General features: G+C 69.9%; 15 protein-coding genes and 1 pseudogene. 9 read left to right on the top strand and 7 right to left on the bottom strand.

What is annotated here, in order from left to right:
• Window positions 1–600 (bottom strand): recombinase family protein (locus tag D588_RS0104855; protein ID WP_017915172.1); only part of this gene is annotated, 600 nt, incomplete at its 3' end.
• Between the two features lie 36 nt (window positions 601–636).
• On the opposite strand from D588_RS0104855, the gene rimO reads away from it, so the two are divergent.
• Entirely contained in the window at window positions 637–2,046 is a 1,410-nt protein-coding gene (gene rimO / locus D588_RS0104850; RefSeq protein WP_026143388.1) for a 30S ribosomal protein S12 methylthiotransferase RimO, read from the top strand.
• A gap of 42 nt (window positions 2,047–2,088) precedes the next feature.
• Here rimO and greB read toward each other — a convergent pair whose 3' ends face one another.
• Window positions 2,089–2,595, bottom strand: a complete 507-nt coding sequence (gene greB, locus D588_RS0104845) for a transcription elongation factor GreB (RefSeq protein ID WP_017915170.1) — start codon at window positions 2,593–2,595, stop codon at window positions 2,089–2,091.
• Between the two features lie 108 nt (window positions 2,596–2,703).
• Between greB and D588_RS0104840 the strand changes: the two genes are divergently transcribed.
• Window positions 2,704–4,143: a rhomboid family intramembrane serine protease gene (locus D588_RS0104840; RefSeq protein WP_017915169.1), complete on the top strand. Its 1,440-nt coding sequence runs from the start codon at window positions 2,704–2,706 to the stop codon at window positions 4,141–4,143.
• Between the two features lie 61 nt (window positions 4,144–4,204).
• Here D588_RS0104840 and D588_RS0104835 read toward each other — a convergent pair whose 3' ends face one another.
• Window positions 4,205–5,485, bottom strand: coding sequence for a membrane protein (locus tag D588_RS0104835; RefSeq protein WP_017915168.1), 1,281 nt, complete (start codon window positions 5,483–5,485; stop codon window positions 4,205–4,207).
• Between the two features lie 248 nt (window positions 5,486–5,733).
• On the opposite strand from D588_RS0104835, the gene nudK reads away from it, so the two are divergent.
• Window positions 5,734–6,336, top strand: a complete 603-nt coding sequence (nudK, locus tag D588_RS0104830; protein WP_017915167.1) for a GDP-mannose pyrophosphatase NudK — start codon at window positions 5,734–5,736, stop codon at window positions 6,334–6,336.
• Window positions 6,337–6,465: 129 nt separating this feature from the next.
• Here nudK and D588_RS0104825 read toward each other — a convergent pair whose 3' ends face one another.
• Window positions 6,466–6,918 carry a GFA family protein gene (locus tag D588_RS0104825; RefSeq protein WP_017915166.1) on the bottom strand — a complete coding sequence of 151 codons (453 nt, stop codon included), beginning with the start codon at window positions 6,916–6,918 and terminating at the stop codon, window positions 6,466–6,468.
• Window positions 6,919–6,976: 58 nt separating this feature from the next.
• Complete coding sequence (locus tag D588_RS0104820) at window positions 6,977–8,482, bottom strand: helicase HerA-like domain-containing protein (protein ID WP_017915165.1); 1,506 nt, start codon at window positions 8,480–8,482, stop codon at window positions 6,977–6,979.
• A gap of 335 nt (window positions 8,483–8,817) precedes the next feature.
• Here D588_RS0104820 and D588_RS0104815 point away from each other — a divergent pair, with 335 nt between their 5' ends.
• Entirely contained in the window at window positions 8,818–10,416 is a 1,599-nt protein-coding gene (locus D588_RS0104815) for a transglycosylase SLT domain-containing protein (protein WP_017915164.1), read from the top strand.
• A 451-nt stretch (window positions 10,417–10,867) separates the two neighbouring features.
• Here the strand turns inward: D588_RS0104815 and asd are convergent, their stop codons facing one another.
• Together asd and D588_RS0104805 are read right to left on the bottom strand one after the other, a co-directional pair.
• A complete protein-coding gene (gene asd, locus D588_RS0104810; RefSeq protein WP_017915163.1) occupies window positions 10,868–11,713 on the bottom strand; it encodes an archaetidylserine decarboxylase in 846 nt (281 codons plus the stop codon).
• Window positions 11,710–12,360, bottom strand: coding sequence for an SCO family protein (locus D588_RS0104805; RefSeq protein ID WP_010340523.1), 651 nt, complete (start codon window positions 12,358–12,360; stop codon window positions 11,710–11,712). Before D588_RS0104805 ends, asd begins: the two co-directional genes overlap by 4 nt.
• 79 nt (window positions 12,361–12,439) lie before the next feature.
• Here D588_RS0104805 and prmB point away from each other — a divergent pair, with 79 nt between their 5' ends.
• From prmB to D588_RS24020, 5 genes and pseudogenes are all read left to right on the top strand, one after another.
• A complete protein-coding gene (prmB, locus tag D588_RS0104800; RefSeq protein WP_017911320.1) occupies window positions 12,440–13,366 on the top strand; it encodes a 50S ribosomal protein L3 N(5)-glutamine methyltransferase in 927 nt (308 codons plus the stop codon).
• A 10-nt stretch (window positions 13,367–13,376) separates the two neighbouring features.
• Complete coding sequence (aroC, locus tag D588_RS0104795; protein WP_017915162.1) at window positions 13,377–14,480, top strand: chorismate synthase; 1,104 nt, start codon at window positions 13,377–13,379, stop codon at window positions 14,478–14,480.
• A complete protein-coding gene (locus D588_RS0104790; RefSeq protein WP_026143387.1) occupies window positions 14,473–15,507 on the top strand; it encodes a D-glycerate dehydrogenase in 1,035 nt (344 codons plus the stop codon). The genes aroC and D588_RS0104790 overlap by 8 nt, the downstream gene beginning before the upstream one ends.
• A gap of 100 nt (window positions 15,508–15,607) precedes the next feature.
• On the top strand, window positions 15,608–16,633 hold the full coding sequence (locus D588_RS0104785; protein ID WP_017915160.1) for an aspartate-semialdehyde dehydrogenase: 1,026 nt from the start codon (window positions 15,608–15,610) through the stop codon (window positions 16,631–16,633).
• A gap of 593 nt (window positions 16,634–17,226) precedes the next feature.
• Window positions 17,227–17,727: pseudogene (locus D588_RS24020) on the top strand (ferrous iron transporter B); the annotation flags it as partial.

Here is a 17,727-nt window from a genome sequence, read left to right as displayed (position 1 = left end):
GAGAGCCGCCTGCGCGCAATTAGTGTTAACAGGCCCTAGTTCCCAACCGTTGTTAGGCCCGCCTGGCACTTCGCGCAGCCATTCGGGATCGTGCCCCTGGCGGATCCGGCCGCGATACGTCCCGGCCTGCCATCCCTCGCACAACCAGCGTATGCTCGCCTTGACCCGCTTGCTCTTGGTGTCGCTTTCTTCGTGGGCGCGGATCATCAGCAAGAGGCTGTAGACGAGGTCCATGGGGTTCGCCTTGAGCCGCTCCCTGCTGTAAGTCTTGCCGTCGCTGGCGGTGACTACCGTGATGCCGGCATTTACAATCTGGGCCAGTTGCGCCTGGGCCTGGATCGGCTCGGCGCGCGAAAGCCGGTCGAGCCCTTCGACCACCAGCACCGATCCCGCCTCGATCCGCCCGGCCTGTACCGCCGCCAGAAACGCCCCGAGAGCTCCTGACGTCACGTGCCGCTGGTGATAGGCTGACAAGCCTTCATCCAGCACCGTGAGCTTATTGTCCAGCTGCAGACCGTGTTCTGCCGCCCATTTTGACGCGTACGCCTCCTGGCGCTCGCGGCTATGGCCGGCTGCCTGGCTTGGGTCGGAAAAGCGCATGTAGCTATAGACAAGACCACTCACAGTTCACCCCACATGACAGAAACAACTTCACAGGCGGCCCGCCAGCCGCGTATAGGTATGGTAAGCCTTGGGTGCCCCAAGGCCCTTGTCGATTCCGAACGCATCCTCACCCAGCTGCGCGTGGAGGGCTATGCGATCGTGCCCAGCTACGACGCGGCCGACGTGGTGGTGGTCAACACCTGCGGCTTCATCGATTCGGCCGTGGCCGAGTCGATGGAGGCGATCGGCGAGGCCATGGCCGAGAACGGCAAGGTCATCGTCACCGGCTGCCTGGGCAAGCGCTCGGAGCAGATCCGCGCGGCCTATCCGGACGTGCTGGCGGTGTCCGGCCCGCAGGACTACCAGAGCGTGATGGAAGCGGTGCATGCGGCGCTGCCGCCGCGTCACGATCCGTTCGTGGACCTGCTGCCGCGCGGCCGTGGCAGCAACGAGGACGACATCGGCGTCAAGCTGACCCCGCGGCACTACGCCTACCTGAAGATTTCCGAAGGCTGCAATCACCGCTGCAGCTTCTGCATCATTCCGTCGATGCGCGGCGACCTGGTGTCGCGCCCGGTCGACGAGGTGCTGCGCGAGGCCGAACGCCTGGTCAAGGGCGGGGTGCGCGAGTTGCTGGTGGTGTCGCAGGACACCTCGGCCTACGGCGTGGACCTGAAGTACGCCGAGCGCGAGTGGCGCGGCCGCAGCTATCAGACGCGGATGAAGGCGCTGTGCGAGGGTCTGTCGGAACTGGGCGCGTGGGCGCGCCTGCACTACGTGTATCCGTATCCGCACGTGGACGACGTGATCCCGCTGATGGCCGAGGGCAAGTTGCTGCCGTACCTGGACATCCCGTTCCAGCACGCCAGCCCGCGCATCCTCAAGTTGATGAAGCGGCCGGGCGCGGTGGAGCGCACCCTGGAGCGCGTGCAGCGCTGGCGTGCGCTGTGTCCGGAAATCACCCTGCGTTCGACCTTCATCGTCGGCTTCCCCGGCGAGACCGACGCCGAGTTCGAGCAGTTGCTGGAGTTCCTGGACGCCGCGCAGCTCGACCGCGTCGGTGCCTTCGCCTATTCACCGGTGGAAGGTGCCAGCGCCAATGCGCTGCCGGATCCGGTGCCGGAGGAACTCAAGCAGGAGCGGCTGGCGCGCTTCATGGAGCGGCAGGCGGCGATTTCCGCCGCGCGCCTGGAAGCCAAGATCGGCACGGTGCAGGAGTGCCTGGTCGATCTGCTGGAGGACGGCATCGCGGTGGCGCGCTCCAAGGCCGATGCGCCGGAGATCGATGGCCTGGTACATATCCAGAACGGCGGCGAGCTTGGGCTGAAGCCGGGCGATCTGGTGCAGGTGGAGATCACCGACAGCGACGAGCATGACCTGTTCGGCGATGCGTTGCCGGCGCAGGCGTCGTCGGCAAAGTCACTCGATCTGCGGGTGCTCTGAGGCCGCAGTCGGCGGCACGCGTGGCGCCCTGGCGCCGCGCGCTCACTGCGCGGCGTAGTCCACCGCCACCACCACGAAGCTGTGGCGGCCGCCGGGCAGCTGCGCTTCCACTTCGTCGTCGACGCGCTTCTTCAGCAGCGCACGCGCCAGTGGCGAATCGATGCTGATCCAGCCGCGCGCCGCGTCGGTCTCGTCCGGGCCGACGATGCGGTAGCGGCGCAGTTCGCCGCTGTCGGCATCCTCCAGTTCGATGTGCGCGCCGAAGAACACCGCCTGCGGGTCGGACGGTGCCTCGGCGACCACGCGCAGCGCTTCCAGGCGCTTGCTCAGGTAGCGCACGCGGCGGTCGATCTCGCCTAGTTGCTTCTTGCGGTAGGTGTACTCGGCGTTCTCCGAGCGGTCGCCCTCGGCCGCTGCCGCGGCCAGCGCCTTGACCACTTCCGGGCGGCGCACCCGCCACAGTTCCTCCAGCTCGGCCTTGAGCCGGGCATGGCCTTCCGGGGTGATCAGGGCGGTGCTTTTTTCGGCAGGGGGACGCCAACGGCTCATCGGTACGACTGCGGTGGAGCGGGGTGGCGATGCTAGCGCGTGGCTGCGGCTTGCGCACCCGCAGGCGATCGCCGAAGCTGGCGCCGCCCCGCACATGGACGTCGCCCGATGTTAATCCTGCCGCTGCACAAGCCGCTGTCGCGGGACAATTTTCCGTTGGTCACGCTGCTGCTGATCCTGCTCAACATCGCGGTGTACGCGGGCTGGCAGCGCCCCGACGCGGCGCCGCTGCGGCAGGCGCAGCGCTACTACCTGGACTCCGGTCTCGGTGCGCTGGAAGCGCCGGCCTACGCGCGCCATCTGGAACGAAGCGGTCAGCGCGAGGCGCTGGCGCAACTGCAGCAGGTACCGGCGGCGGAGCGGTCGGCCTTCGTCGGCGCCGCCACCGTGCACGACGTGCGCTTCGTGCAGGCCATGCGCGACGGCAGCGCCTTCGCCGATGCCGATGCACAGCAGGCGTGGACGCCGCTGCGCGCGCGTTACGACGCGCTGCTGCAGCGCGTGTTCACCCTGCGCCATGTGCAGCGCAGCTCGGAATGGGCGCCGGCGCGCATGCTCAGCGCCGCGTTCCTGCACGCCGACGCCATGCATCTGATCGGCAACATGCTGTTCCTGCTGGCGCTGGGCACGCTGCTGGAAGGCGCGATCGGCGGCTGGCGGTTCCTGGCGGTGTACCTGCTCGGCGCGTTCGGCGCCAGCGCGGCCAGCCTGTGCTGGCGTTGGGGCGAGGCCGGGGCCGGTCTCGGCGCGTCCGGGGCCATCGCCGCGCTGATGGGCGCGTTCTGCGTGGTGTGGGGCCGGCGTCCGGTGCGCTTCTTCTATTGGGTGGCGGTGCTGTTCGACTACGTGCGTGCGCCGGCCATCGTGCTGTTGCCGCTGTGGCTGGGCTGGGAGCTGTACAACCTGCTGTGCAACGGCGATGCCGGCATCGGCTTCGACGCGCATGCTGGCGGGCTGGTGGTCGGCGCGCTGCTCGGTGCCGTGCTGGTGGCAACCGGACAGACGCGCGAGGCGTTCCTGCGCGACGATGACGGGATGCCGGCCGACGACCGCTGGGACCGCGCGCAGGCGCATCTGGGTCGGATGGAACACGTCCAGGCCGGCGCATTGCTGGAGGCGCTGGCGGCGGAAGCGCCGCGGCGCTTCGATGTGGCGATGGCACGCTACCGCCTGGCCGCCAATGCCGGCCAGACCGCGACAGCGCGGGCACGGGCGCTGGAGCTGTTGTGCCTGTCGGCGGCATCAGCCCAGGAAGCGCGGCAGCAGGCGGGAGTGCTGCACGCGGCCGGCGATCTGGATGCACCGATGCGTGCGGCGTTGTTCGCGCGTTGGATGGCGCTGGGAATGCTGGCCGAGGCCGAGACGCTGCTGGCGCAGGATGCGGCCTCGCCGCGCGAGCAGCAGGCACAGGCCTGGTTCCGGCTCGCGCTGGGCCATGGCGAACGCCAGGCCACGGCGGAGTGGCGACGCGTGCTGCAGGCGCTGGTCGAGCGCTACCCGGACCTGCCGCAGGCGGACAAGGCGCGGTTCCTGCTCGCCAACGCGTGAGGGCGCGGCCCGGTACCGAAGCGGGGCATGTTGGCGCGCCCCGCACCGTGCGCGACGCGCGCTAGACCGGCGCGATCGTCACCGCGCGCAACGCCGCCTGCAGCTTGCCGCGTTGCAGCTCGTCGTCGCAGCGGCTCAGCGCGTGTTCCAGCAGGCCGCGCGCCTGCGCGTCCTCGCCGAAGCGTTCGGCCAGCAGCAGGGCGGCCTGCAGCGACCAGGTGCTGTGTTCCGGTGCCTTCGGCCAGGCATGCAGCGCGGCCTGCAGGCCGTCGGCGGCGAGCCGGAACTGGCCGGCCAGCTGCGCGCGTTCGGCCAGCAGCGTGGCCTGTTCCGGCAGCAGCGGCACGAAGTCGGGATCGGCATCCAGCGCCTCGCGCTGCAGGGCCAGTGCCCGCCGTTCCTGCTTCTCCTGCAGCAGCCGGTGGATGTACTGGCGGGTGTGCTCGCGGCGTTCGTCCTGGCGCGCACTGCCGCGCAGCAGGCGCTGGTACAGCTCGTGCACGCCCAGGCTCACCGCGCGGGTGCGCACTTCGCTGCGCAGCACCTGCAGCGCGTCGTCGGTATGGCCGTCGCGCACCAGCTGTTCGGCCTCGTCGAGTACGCGCTGGTCCGGGTCGTGGCGGGTGAAGCCGCTCGCGGCGTCGGCGGCAGGTTCGTAGCCCAGCACGGCGTGATACTGGTAGACCAGATAGCCCATCAGGTGGAAGGCGGCGAACAGGCCCCAGATCGTCACCACGGTGACCGCCAGGTCGGCGACCAGCGGCGGCAGGACGCGCTGCAGCCAGGCGGCGGCACCCAGCGCGCTGGCCTGGATCACGAACAGCAGGCCGAACGCGGCCAGGTACGGCCAGCCGATGCGCAGCGCCAGGCCGATCGACACCGCCGGGTTCAGCGCGCGGCGCAGGCTGCCGTCCATCGCCAGGGAAATCAGGATGCCCGGCTGCAGCAGCACCACCGCCAGCAGCATCAGCAGGCCGCCGACCGGCCCGGTCAGCAGCAGCGCGGCGAACACCGCCACGCCGAGCAGGATCATCATCGCCAGCAGCCGCAGCACCACGCCGTCGCCGATGTCGAAGCCACGTTCCGGCGCGTCCAGGTAGCCATCGGCGGTGTGCCGCAGGATCTCGAAGGCGTACTTGTAGATGGCCAGGGTGGTGACGATGCCCAGGATCCAGCCGATGCCGGGCAGCATGCCCAGCAGGCTGCACAGGGTCAGCGCGATCAGCGCGTACAGCGCGCCGCCGCGCAGCGGATACAGCGCGATGGCGCGGGTGCGCGCCCAGAACGGTTCGGGTGTGCTGCGGTGTACGCGGCTCGCGCCCGCGCGACGACGGTCTTCCATGACGCCCCCTGTCTACGAAGTGTGACGATTGTGCGGGTCGGCTGCGGCGCACGCAATCGGGAGGCTGGCTGGGGCGGCGGCGCGATGCGGACGGCGGCACCGAGGGAGTGTGGTCGGTTGCGCAAAGCGCACCCCGTGCCGGCGCGCAGGTGTGCGTGCTGGCTACACTGCCCGGTCGAACGGCGGCAGAGGTGTGGCGGGTGCCGCGCCTGCGGCCTGCCGTGATCCCTTGTCCCTTGGAGTTTCGCTTGGACCCTTCCTTCGTTTCCGGCAACCCGCGCGTGCGCGTCACCAACATCGAAGTGCTGTCGGACAACTGGTACGTGCTGCGCAAGGTCAGCTTCGATTTCCAGCGTCACGACGGCAGCTGGCAGGCGCTCACGCGCGAGGCCTACGACCGCGGCAACGGCGCGACCATCCTGCTGTACAGCCGCGCCAAGCGCACGGTGATGCTGACCCGCCAGTTCCGTCTGCCGACCCTGCTCAACGGCAACCCCGACGGCATGCTGATCGAGGCCTGCGCCGGCCTGCTCGATCGCCACGATCCGGAGACCTGCATCCGCAAGGAGACCGAAGAGGAAACCGGCTACCGGATCGAGAACGTGCGCAAGGTGTTCGAGGCGTTCATGAGTCCGGGTTCGGTGACCGAGCGGCTGTACTTCTTCGTGGGCGAGTATGTCGACCGCGACAAGGTCGGTGCCGGCGGTGGCGTGGCCGCCGAGGGTGAAGAGATCGAAGTGCTGGAGCTGGCGCTCGATGCCGCGCTGGCGATGATCGACACCGGCGAGATCGCCGACGCCAAGACCATCATGCTGCTGCAGTATGCCAAGCTGCACGGTTTGCTGGCCTAGCGTCGCTTTATCGGTTCTTGTCTCTGCGGGTGGTATCGCCAGGATCGAAGGCCGCGCCCAACCGCGAATCCAGCGTTCTGAACGCTGCGCCTGCCGATCGCCGGTGACGACGGTGTGCGGCAGGCATGCTCAGGTGTCAGCGATGACCCATTGCACGTCCGGCACCCACGCCTGCCGCCATCGGGCCACTTTTGCCTCGGCGTCCAGCCATTGTGGGGACACCGGTGCTGCGGCCCCCAACGCCGGCGTCTTGTTCAGACAGCCGGCATTGACGGCACCGTAAAGCCGCCCCTGATGCTCGAACGTGACCGCGACCAGCACCCCGCACTGGCGGCACAGCTGGAATTGCGCGGCCTCCGCACCCTGGCGATAACGATGCACGGCCTCGGCATGCGTGGCCGTCAGTCGCAGCGTGCCGGCGGGATCGGAAACGTAGGCCGCACCATGCTTCTGGCAGAAGCTGCAGTCGCAGGCGCGCGGATGGATGTCCTCGGCCGGTTGATACGTCGAGAACGCGACGGTCAGGCAGCCGCAGTGGCAGCCTCCCTGGAGCGTTGTCGGCTTGTCTGCCGGCGACATCATTGCAAGGCGCTCATCGCGTTCCTGTCCATGCTGGAGCTTCCTCTGGCGTCGGCTGCGCTCAGCGCTTGCCGCCGAAGATGCTGCCGAAGATGCCGCGCACGATCTGCTGGCCGATGCGGTTGCCGATGGTGCGCGAGGTCTGCTTGGCCATCGCCTCGAGCATGCCCTGGCGGCGCTTGGTGCCGAACACCGCGTCCTTGACCGCCTGGCCGAAGCCGCTGTCCTGCGCTTCGTCCTGTTCGCGGGTGCGTGCCGGCGGCGCGGCGCTGTGGTCGGCGCTCTGCTCGACCCGGCGCGCCAGCAGTTCCGCCGCCGATTCGCGATTGACCGGGGTGTCGTAGCGCGCACCGACCGGGCTGCCGGCGCGCACCTGCGCGCGCTCGGCGTCGGTGATCGCGCCCATGCGGCAGCGCGGCGGGGCGATCAGGGTCTGCTGCACCGGTGCCGGCACGCCCTTGTCCTGCAGCGTGGACACCAGCGCCTCGCCGGTGCCGAGCTGGGAGATGGCCTTGGCCACGTCCAGCTTGGGATTGGCCACGAAGGTCTCGGCGGCGGTGCGCACCGCCTTCTGATCGCGCGGCGTGTAGGCGCGCAGCGCGTGCTGCACGCGGTTGCCGAGCTGGCCGAGGATGCTGTCGGGCACGTCGTCCGGGAACTGCGAGCAGAAGTACACGCCCACGCCCTTGGAGCGGATCAGCCGCACCACCTGCTCGATGCGCTGCACCAGCGCCGGCGGCGCATCGTCGAACAGCAGGTGCGCCTCGTCGAACACGAACACCAGTTTCGGCTTGTCCAGATCGCCCACTTCCGGCAGCCGCTCGAACAGTTCCGACAGCAGCCACAGCAGGAAGGTCGAGTACAGGCGCGGCTTGAGCACCAGTTGCGCGGCGGCGAGGATGCCGATCACGCCGCGACCGTCGTGGTCGACCCGCATCAGCTCGGCCAGGTCCAGCGCCGGTTCGCCGAAGAAGCCTTCGCCGCCGTCCTGGGCCAGGCGCAGCAGGGCGCGCTGGATCGCGGCGACCGACTGCGCGCTGACCAGGCCGTACTCGGTGGAGATGTCCTTGCGCTCTTCCACCACCAGTGCCAGCAGCGCACGCAGGTCGTCCAGGTCGAGCAGCAGCAGGCCGCGGTCGTCGGCCAGCTTGAACACGATGTCGAGCACGCCGGCCTGGGTGTCGTTGAGTTCCAGCACGCGCGCCAGCAGGGTGGGGCCCATCTCGCTGACGGTGGTGCGCACCGGATGGCCGAGCTGGCCGTACAGATCCCAGAACAGCACCGGGTTGGCGGCCGGGGCGTAGTCGGCCACGCCGATCTCCCGGGCGCGCTGCAGCACCTTCTCGCTGCCGTCGCCGGGCATCGCCAGGCCGGCCACGTCGCCCTTGACGTCGGCCAGGAACACCGGCACGCCGATGCGCGAAAAGCCTTCGGCCAGCGTCATCAGGGTCACGGTCTTGCCGGTGCCGGTGGCGCCGGCAACCAGGCCGTGGCGGTTGCCCAGGCGCGGTTGCAGCAGCACTGCGATGTCGTCGGTCACGCCTTTGCCTAGCAGGATCGGGTCCATATCGGGGTCCGCAATGAGATGCCCGGATTCTAGAACGTACGCGGCGTGGCCGAACGCGTGCGCGCTACCGCGGGCGCGCTGTGCCGGCCTGCAACTGCCGGCACTCCCGGCCAACCGCGGTCTTTGCGAGGCGTGGTCGTTCGCGGGGGCGGCACCGGCGTGGCGGACGACATCGGTGGCGCGGGAGCCAGCGCGCGCGGTACTTGTGTTGCGGTGCGGGATGGTCGCCGGCGATGAACCCTGGCCCCGCCGCGGGCCGGACCCTGGCCGCCGCGACCTTGCCGCGATGCGACGGCGGGGGCTACCCTGCGGCCTTTCCGTCGCCGCGTCCCACCATGCCCCTTCCGTTCCGCTTCACCCACGCGTGGCCAGTCGCGGCTGCCGTGGCGCTGACCTGCACCGCTCCTGCCGCCCAAGCCCGCGTGTCCGCCCGCGACCAGGCCGCCATCGCCGTCCTCGACCAGCGCCTGGCCGCCGCCGAGAAGCGCTACAACGACGCCCTGGTGCTGGTCGGCAACAGCGACCCCAAGGGCACCCAGGAAAGCGACGCCGCGCTGGAGGACATCGAGGACGTGATCCAGGCCTGCATCAAGCAGCGCGGCTGCGAGGTGGGCACCTATCTGGGCGCGTACAAGCGCCTGCTGAAAGCCAAGGCCGACGCGCAGGGCCAGGCCAGCGACACCGATGCCGCCGACGACGACTCGGCGCCGCTGCAGGCCGACCCCGACCACATCAGCCCGCTCGCCGCCGACGTGCCGGAAGCCGCGCGCGCGGCGCGCCTGCTCAACGACAAGCGCCACGCCTTCGATTCGATGGTGGAGTACAACCCGGCGGTGCAGGCCGGCATCCGTCGCTGGCTCACCGACATGCGGCCGGCACTGATGAGCAGCTACGAGAACTACCAGAACCTGCGCGCGATCATGTGGCCGGAATGGGAGAAGCGCGGCCTGCCGGAAGCGCTGCTGTTCGGCATCATCGCCAAGGAGTCCAACGGCCGCGTGCACGCCAATTCGCGGGTGGGCGCTGCCGGGCTGATGCAGTTCATGCCGGCCACCGGGCGCCGCTTCGGCCTGGGCCCGGACGGCACCGGCTTCGACACCCGCTACGACGCGCGCAGCGCCGCCGAGGCCAGCGCGGTCTACATCAACGAGCGCATGGCCGAACTCAATCGCAGCGTCGAACTGGCGCTGGCCGGCTACAACGGCGGCGAAGGCCGCGCCGCGCGCGTGTTCAACCAGATGCCAGGCCGCAGTTTCTGGGACGCGTCGGTGTACAACCAGTTCCCGGCCGAGACCAAGGACTACGTGCCGATGGTGATCGCCGCGGCGTGGATCTTCCTGCACCCGCAGCAGTACGGCGTGGCCTTCCCCAAGATCAATGCGCAGCCGGCCACGCTGCGTCTGGCCAAGTCCACCACCATCTACGAACTGACCATCTGCCTGGGCAGCGACGGTACCCGCGACGGCTACATGCGCGCGCTGCGCAACCTCAATCCGCGCTACGAGCCGGACGGCTGGATCCCGGCCGGGGTGACCATCAACGCCACCACCAAGATCGTCGGCCTGTACAACCGCTACTGCGTCAGCGGCCCACGCGCCGACCTGGCGCGCGCGCTGATCACCGCCGACGTCACCTCCGCCGTGCGCAGCGGCAGCCCGGCGCCGGCCGCCGACCTCACCGGCAATGTCGCGGTGGGCGACGTCAGCCCGGTCGCCGGCGTGCCGACCACGGTGGCCACCGGCCGTCCCGCGCCGGCCAAGCCCAAGCAGAAGCAGGTGCGCAACTACCGCGTGGCCAAGGGCGACACCCTGGGCCGGATTTCCGACCGTCACGACTGCGACCTGAAGGAGCTGGCCAAGGCGAATGGCTTGCGTGCGCCGGGTTATGCGCTGAAGCCGGGGCAGTCGCTGAAGTTGGTTGGCTGCGAGAAGTAGGGGCACAGCCGCTCCCTTCTCCCTCCGGGACCATGGCCCCCTTTTCGGAGGAAGGTGGCGCGCAGCGCCGGATGAGGGTGCGGCTGCCGCAGTGTTGGGCGTGTGGCTTTTCGGTCATCCATTGCGGGTTGGCGGTCTGTCACCTTCCATGCGTCGGGACTGAAGTCCCTCCCACAGTGGGGCCATTGCATCTCGCGGGTCGCTGGCTGAAGCTCCGGCCGCGAGACCCGAGCGCGGCCCATCCCTTCTCCCCCTGGGACCATGGCCCCCTTTTCGGGGGAAGGTGGCGCGTAGCGCCGGATGAGGGTGCGGCAGCCGCAGTGCCGGGGCGCGCGGCTTTTTCAGACATCCATCGCGAGCTCGCGGTCTCTCTGTGCCAATGCGTCGGGACTGAAGTCCCTCCCACAAGGGTGTCTCTGCACAAAGGGGCCGCAGCGCGGCCCTGCGCGCCTCAGCGCGCCAGCCGCGCCAGCGCCTGTCCCAGCCGCACCGGCGATTCCGCCTTCAGCGTCGGATCGAACGCGGCCACGCCGGGCGGCAGCAGCACGATCACCGTGGAGCCGTAGTTGAAGCGCGCCATCTCCTCGAACCGCTGCAGGGTAATCCCCTTGCCGCGCCAGTCCTTGCGGGTGATGCGGTCGGCGTAGCGCGGGATCTCCACGCCGCTCCACACCGTTTCCACGCCGGACACCAGCAGCGCGCCGACCATCACCGAGACCATCGGGCCGAAGTCGGTGTCGAAATGGCAGACCAGGCGTTCGTTGCGCGCGAACAGGCGCGGCACGCTGCGCACCGCGTCGGTGCCGACGCTGAACAGCCGCCCCGGCACGTGCACGGTTTCGCGCAGGGTGCCGGTCCAGGGCATGTGCACGCGGTGGTAGTCGCGCGGCGACAGGTACACGGTGGCATACAGGCCATTGGCGAACGGGGCCGCGGCCGCGTCGTCGCCGAGCAGTTCGGCGGCGGTGAAAGACTGCCCCTTGGCCTGGAAGATGCGCCCGTCCTCGATTCGGCCGAGCTGGCTGATGCGGCCGTCGGCCGGCATCAGCAGCGCCTGCGGATCGGGGTCGGCGACGCGCGCGCCCGGCTTCAGCGCGCGGGTGAAGAAGGCATTGAAGGTCGGGTAAGCGGTCGCATCCGGTTGCGCGGCCTCGCTCAGGTCCACGCCGAAGCGGCGCACCACCGTGTCGATCAACCACTGCTTCAGCCCGGGCCGCGACGAATAGGCCAGGCGCCGCGCCAGCGAGGACAGCAGCCGGTGCGGCAGCACGTAGGTCAGGCGGGTGGTCAGGCTCATGGGGCGGTGGCCTTGGTCAGGGCCTGCAGGTCGGCGGCGATCGCGGCGGCATCGAACGGCGGGCGGATCAGCCCGGCCTGGCGGCCCTGCGGGTCCAGCACCGCGATCGCGGCGGAGTGGTCCATGCTGTAGTCGTTCGGGTTCTCGGCGTAATGCTTGCCCGGCACCTTCTGGAACACGAAGCCCAGCGCGGTGGCGAAGCGCTCCAGCTCGGGCACGTCGGCGGTGGCGGCGATGGTGTCCTTGTGGAAGGCGTGGGCGTACTCGCCCAGCCGCGGCAGGGTGTCGCGCTGCGGGTCGACCGAGACGAACAGCACGCGCGGGCGCAGCGTGTCCGGCAAGGTCTCCCATTGCTTCTGCGCGCGCGCCAGGTCGGCCAGGGTGGTCGGGCACACGTCCGGGCAGGCGGTGAAGCCCAGGAACACCAGGGTCCAGTGGCCCTTGAGCTCGCCCGGCACCAGCGGCGTGCCGTCGGTCTGGCGCAGGTGGAAGTCGGGCAGGGGCCGCGGCTGCGGGTACATGCGCACCGTGCGGGTCTCCGGCCAGGCCGGGGCGGCGCTGCCGCCGAAGTACTTCTGGGCCAGCAGCAGCCCCAGGCCGGCGGCCAGGGCAACCACCAGGACGATGCCGAAGGTGCGGTTGAACATACTGATTTCCCATGCAACGAACGCTCATCATAGCGGCCGGGCCTCTATAATCGGGGGCCGAATTGCCTTGCCTGTTGCCATGACTGCCGACGCGGCCGCCGAACTCCACACGATCATCGACCTGATCCGCTACGGCACCAGCCGTTTCAACGCCGCCGGGCTGAGCTTCGGCCACAGCTACGACAACGCCCTGGACGAGGCCACGCAACTGGTGCTGCACGCACTGCACCTGCCGCACGACCTGGGGCCGGCCTACGGCAGCGCGCGGGTCACCACGCCGGAGAAGGCGCAGGTGCTGGCGCTGTTCGAGCGCCGCATCGCCGAGCGCATCCCCGCCGCCTACCTCACCGGCGAGGCCTGGTTCGCCGGGCTCAGCTTCAAGAGCGATGCGCGCGCGCTGGTGCCGCGTTCGCCGATCGCCGAGTTGATCGAGGCCGGCTTCGAGCCGTGGCTGGCCGGCCGGCCGGTGGAGCGCGCGCTGGACCTGTGTACCGGCTCGGGCTGCATCGCCATCGCCATGGCCCACTACAACCCGAACTGGCAGGTGGACGCGGTCGACATCAGCGACGAGGCGCTGAGCCTGGCCGCCGAGAACAAGGAGCGGCTGCTGGCCGACAACGTCGAACTGGTCAAGTCCGACCTGTTCGCCGGGCTGAGCGGGCGCCGCTACGAGCTGATCGTGACCAATCCGCCCTATGTCACCCATGCCGAGACCGACGCGCTGCCGCCGGAATACGCGCACGAGCCGGAGCTGGGCCTGCGCGCGGGCGACGACGGGCTGGACCTGGCGCTGAAGATCCTGCGCGACGCGCCGGCGCACCTGAGCGAGGACGGCCTGTTGATCTGCGAGGTCGGCGAGTCCGAACGCGCGCTGGCGCAGTTGCTGCCGGAAGTGGACTTCGCCTGGGTCGAGTTCAAGGTCGGGCAGATGGGCATCTTCGCGGTGGAGCGCAGCGAATTGATCGCGCATCACGCGCGCATCGCCGCGCTGGCCGCGGACCGGTGACGCAAGCGACATGAGCGCGAATAGTTTCGGCAAGCTGCTGACCGTCACCACCTTCGGCGAATCGCACGGGCCGGCGATCGGCTGCGTGGTCGATGGCTGCCCCCCGGGGCTGGAACTGGACGCCAGCGAATTCGCCCACGACCTGCAGCGCCGCGCCACCGGCAAGAGCCGGCACACCTCGGCGCGACGCGAAGCCGATGAGATCGAGATCCTGTCCGGGGTCTACGAGGGCCGCACCACCGGCACTCCGATCGGCCTGCTGATCCGCAATACCGACCAGCGCAGCAAGGACTACACCGACATTGCCCGGCAGTTCCGTCCGGGCCATGCCGACTACAGCTACTGGCAGAAGTACGGTATCCGCGATCCGCGCGGCGGCGGCCGCTCCTCCGCGCGCGAAACCACCATGCGCGTGGCCGCCGGCGTGATCGCCAAGAAATGGCTGGCGCAGCGCTACGGCGTGCGCGTGCGCGGCTACCTGTCGCAGCTCGGGCCGCTGCTGCCGCAGGGCTTCGCCTGGGACGCGGTGGAGGACAACGCGTTCTTCTGGCCGCACGCGCCGCAGGTGCCGGAGCTGGAGGCGTACATGGATGCGCTGCGCAAGTCCGGCGATTCGATCGGCGCGCGCGTGACCGTGGTCGCCGATGGCGTGCCGGCCGGCTGGGGCGAGCCGATCTACGGCAAGCTCGACGGCGAACTGGCCGCGGCGATGATGAGCATCAATGCTGTCAAGGGCGTGGAGATCGGCGACGGTTTCGCCGCGGTGACCCAGAAGGGCACCGAGCATCGCGACCTGATCGCGCCGGACGGCTTCCAGTCCAACCACGCCGGCGGCGTGCTCGGCGGCATCGCCACCGGCCAGCCGGTCGTCGTCTCGGTGGCGTTCAAGCCCACTTCCAGCCTGCGCCTGCCCGGCGCCACGGTGGATGTGGACGGGCAGGCGGTGGACGTGATCACCACCGGCCGCCACGACCCCTGCGTCGGCATCCGCGCCACCCCGATCGCCGAGGCGATGATGGCGCTGGTGCTGATGGACCAGGCGCTGCGCCACCGCGCGCAATGCGGCGACGTCGGCACGATCACGCCGCGCATCCCCGGCGGTGGCGATGGCTGAGTCGCGGCCGCGGGTGTGGGTCAGCCAGCCGCTGTTCGACGATGTCGTCGCACGGCTGGGCGAGTATTGCGCGCTGACCACCACCGCGGACGTGACCAGGTATTCGCCGCAGGACCTGGCGCAGGCGCTGGCGCCGCTGGACGGCGCCCTGGTCACCCTCAACGAACGCATCGGCGCCGCCGAGATCGCCGGCGCGCCGCGGTTGCGCGCCATCGCCAACGTCGGCGTCGGCTACAACAATCTGGACCTGGACGCGCTCAGCGCGGCCGGCATCGTCGCCACCAACACCCCTGACGTGCTCACCGAGACCACCGCCGATCTCGGCTTCGCCCTGCTGATGGCCGCCGCGCGCCGCGTCGGCGAGGCCGAGCGCTGGCTGCGCGCGGGGCAGTGGCAACAATGGTCGTTCCAGACCATGCTCGGCGCCGATGTCCACGGCAGCACCCTCGGCATCCTCGGCATGGGCCGCATCGGCCAGGCCATCGCGCGCCGCGCGGCCGGCTTCTCGATGCGCGTGCTGTACCACAACCGCAGCCGCCTGCCGGCCGAGGTGGAGCGCGCGCATCGCGCCGAGTACGTCGGCTTCGACGATCTGCTGGCGCGCGCCGACCACCTGTTGCTGGTGCTGCCGTACAGCGCGCAGTCGCACCACATCGTCGACGCCGCCGCACTGGCCAAGATGCGGCCGACCGCGACGCTGGTGAACATCGCTCGCGGCGGCCTGGTCGATGAAGTCGCACTGGCCGACGCGCTGGCCAACGGGCGCCTGGCCGCGGCCGGGCTCGACGTGTTCGAAGGCGAGCCGGCGATCCGTCCGGAGCTGCTGGCGCTGCGCAACGTGGTGCTGACCCCGCACATCGGCAGCGCCAGCGTGGCCACGCGCCGCGCGATGGTGTCGCTGGCGGTGGACAACCTGCTCGCCGCCCTGGGCATCGGCGCCGACGCCGGGCGCCCGCCCAACGCGCTGAACCTGGACGCGATCGCCGCGGCCGGCGGCGCGCGGGCGATTGCGGACAAAAAACGATAGGGAGCCTGCGGCGCCGCGCGCGACGCGCACGGCAGGTTCCCCGAATCCACCTGGCAGTGCGGCTGTTCCTCCCCTTCTTTTTCTGCGGATCGAATCTTCCATGAGCAATGCAACCCGTCGTTTCAACGTCGCCGTCGTCGGCGCCACCGGTGCCGTCGGCGAGACCATGCTGAGCATCCTCGCCGAGCGCGATTTCCCCGTCGCCACGCTGTACCCGCTGGCCTCCGAGCGCTCGGCCGGCGGCCAGGTCGAATTCAAGGGCCACAAGGTCACCGTGCTCGACCTGGCCACGTTCGACCCGAGCGGCGTGGACATCGCGCTTTTTTCGGCCGGCGGCGGCATCTCCAAGGAATACGCGCCGAAGTTCGCCGCGGCCGGCGCGGTGGTGATCGACAACTCCTCGACCTTCCGCTACGACGACGACGTGCCGCTGGTGGTGTCGGAGGTCAATCCGCACGCGCTGAAGCAGCGTCCGCGCGGCATCGTCGCCAACCCCAACTGCTCGACCATGCAGCTGATGCCGGTGCTGGCGCCGATCCACAAGGAATACGGCATCGAGCGCATCAACGTGGCCACCTACCAGTCGGTGTCCGGCGCCGGCCGCTCGGGCATGGAGGAGCTGGGCAAGCAGACCGCGCAGTTGCTGGCGTTCCAGGACATCGAGCCGCAGAAGTTCCAGGCGCAGATCGCCTTCAACCTGATCCCGCACATCGACGACTTCCAGCCCAACGGCTACACCAAGGAAGAGATGAAGCTGGTGTGGGAGACGCAGAAGATCCTCGAGGACAGCGGCATCCTGGTGAACCCCACCGCGGTGCGCGTGCCGGTGTTCTTCGGCCATTCCGAAGCGGTCAACATCGAGACCAAGCGCAAGATCACCGTCGAGCAGGCGCGCGCGCTGCTGGGTCAGGCGCCGGGCGTGGAAGTGGTCGACGAGCACAAGGCCGGCGGCTATCCGACCCCGGTGACCCATGCCTCCGGCAAGGACCCGGTGTTCGTCGGCCGCATCCGCGAGGACTTCTCGCACCCGCGCGGCCTCAACCTGTGGGTGGTGGCCGACAACATCCGCAAGGGCGCTGCGCTCAATGCGGTGCAGCTGGCCGAGCTGGTGGCTCAGGAGGGCTGAAAGCCGGGACCCGGGACCGGGGACCCGGGTCCCGCGGTTTCATGGCGTGGCGGCGTGGCTGGCCGCGCGGCCTGATCGTGTGGCGAAGTGGAGCGAAGGCCGGGGCGCGAGCCCTGGCTTTTTGTTTGGGAAATGGAAGTCGCAGGTATCCGCGCTCGCCCCGTTGTGGGAGGGACTTCAGTCCCGACGCGAGATCCCGCACACCGCGTTATGAAGCGCGGTCCCTGTCTCGGATTTCCGAGTCCCCAGCCTCCCCACGGGGGCTTTTCCGGGCCCGGATTTTTTGGGAACTTCAGTCCCGACAGCGGCCGCACCTCGCGTCGGGACTGAAGTCCCTCCCACAGTGGCGTGCCTGGGCTTTCCTGCTGCAGTGTGTTCTTGCGTCGTGGATTTCAGCAGTGCACCAGCAACGCGGTCCCTGTCTCGGCTTTTCCGGACCCCGGGTCCCCGGTCCCGGCTTCCTATATATTGCACGCATGATTCCAAGGGGCAGGGGCGGGATGCGCCTACAACCACGTTTGTTCCGTCGCCATCGCGGCGATGCGGTGTCCGCCGTGCGCGGGCTGCGCCATGTCTGTCGCGCCGCCGCGGCGCTGCTGTTGCTGGCCTGCAGCCAGGCCGCGCTGGCCCTGGGCCTGGGCGATATCCGCGTGCTGTCCAAGCCGGGCGAGCCGTTCCTGGCCGAGATCCCGGTGATCTCCAACGAGCCGGGCGAACTGGAGCGGGCGCGGGTGGCGCTCGCCTCCCCGGCGACCTTCGCGCGGGTCGGGCTGGAGCGCCCGCAGGGCCTGGTCAGCGATCTGCAGTTCCGTTTCACCCAGACCCGCAAGGGCCGCGCGGTGATCCAGGTCAGCAGCCGCATGCCGGTCGACGTGCCGTCGCTGAGCTTCCTGATCGAGGTCGATTGGGGCCAGGGGCGGCTGATCCGCGAATACTCCGCGCTGATCGATGCGCCCAACACCGCCGCCGCGATCGATGCACCGGCGATCGATGCGCCGGCCGCGGCGCAGCCGTCCGACCGCATCGCCCGCGAAACGTCCACCGCGGCGCCAACGCCTGCAGCCGCCGCGACGCCGGCGACGCCAAGCGCCAGG

This window comes from Xanthomonas sp. SHU 308, assembly GCF_000364645.1.
GTDB classification, from domain to species: domain Bacteria; phylum Pseudomonadota; class Gammaproteobacteria; order Xanthomonadales; family Xanthomonadaceae; genus Xanthomonas_A; species Xanthomonas_A sontii.
The sequence above is the reverse complement of the archived record's forward strand: the minus strand, read 5'-3'. Positions and strand labels throughout refer to the sequence as shown.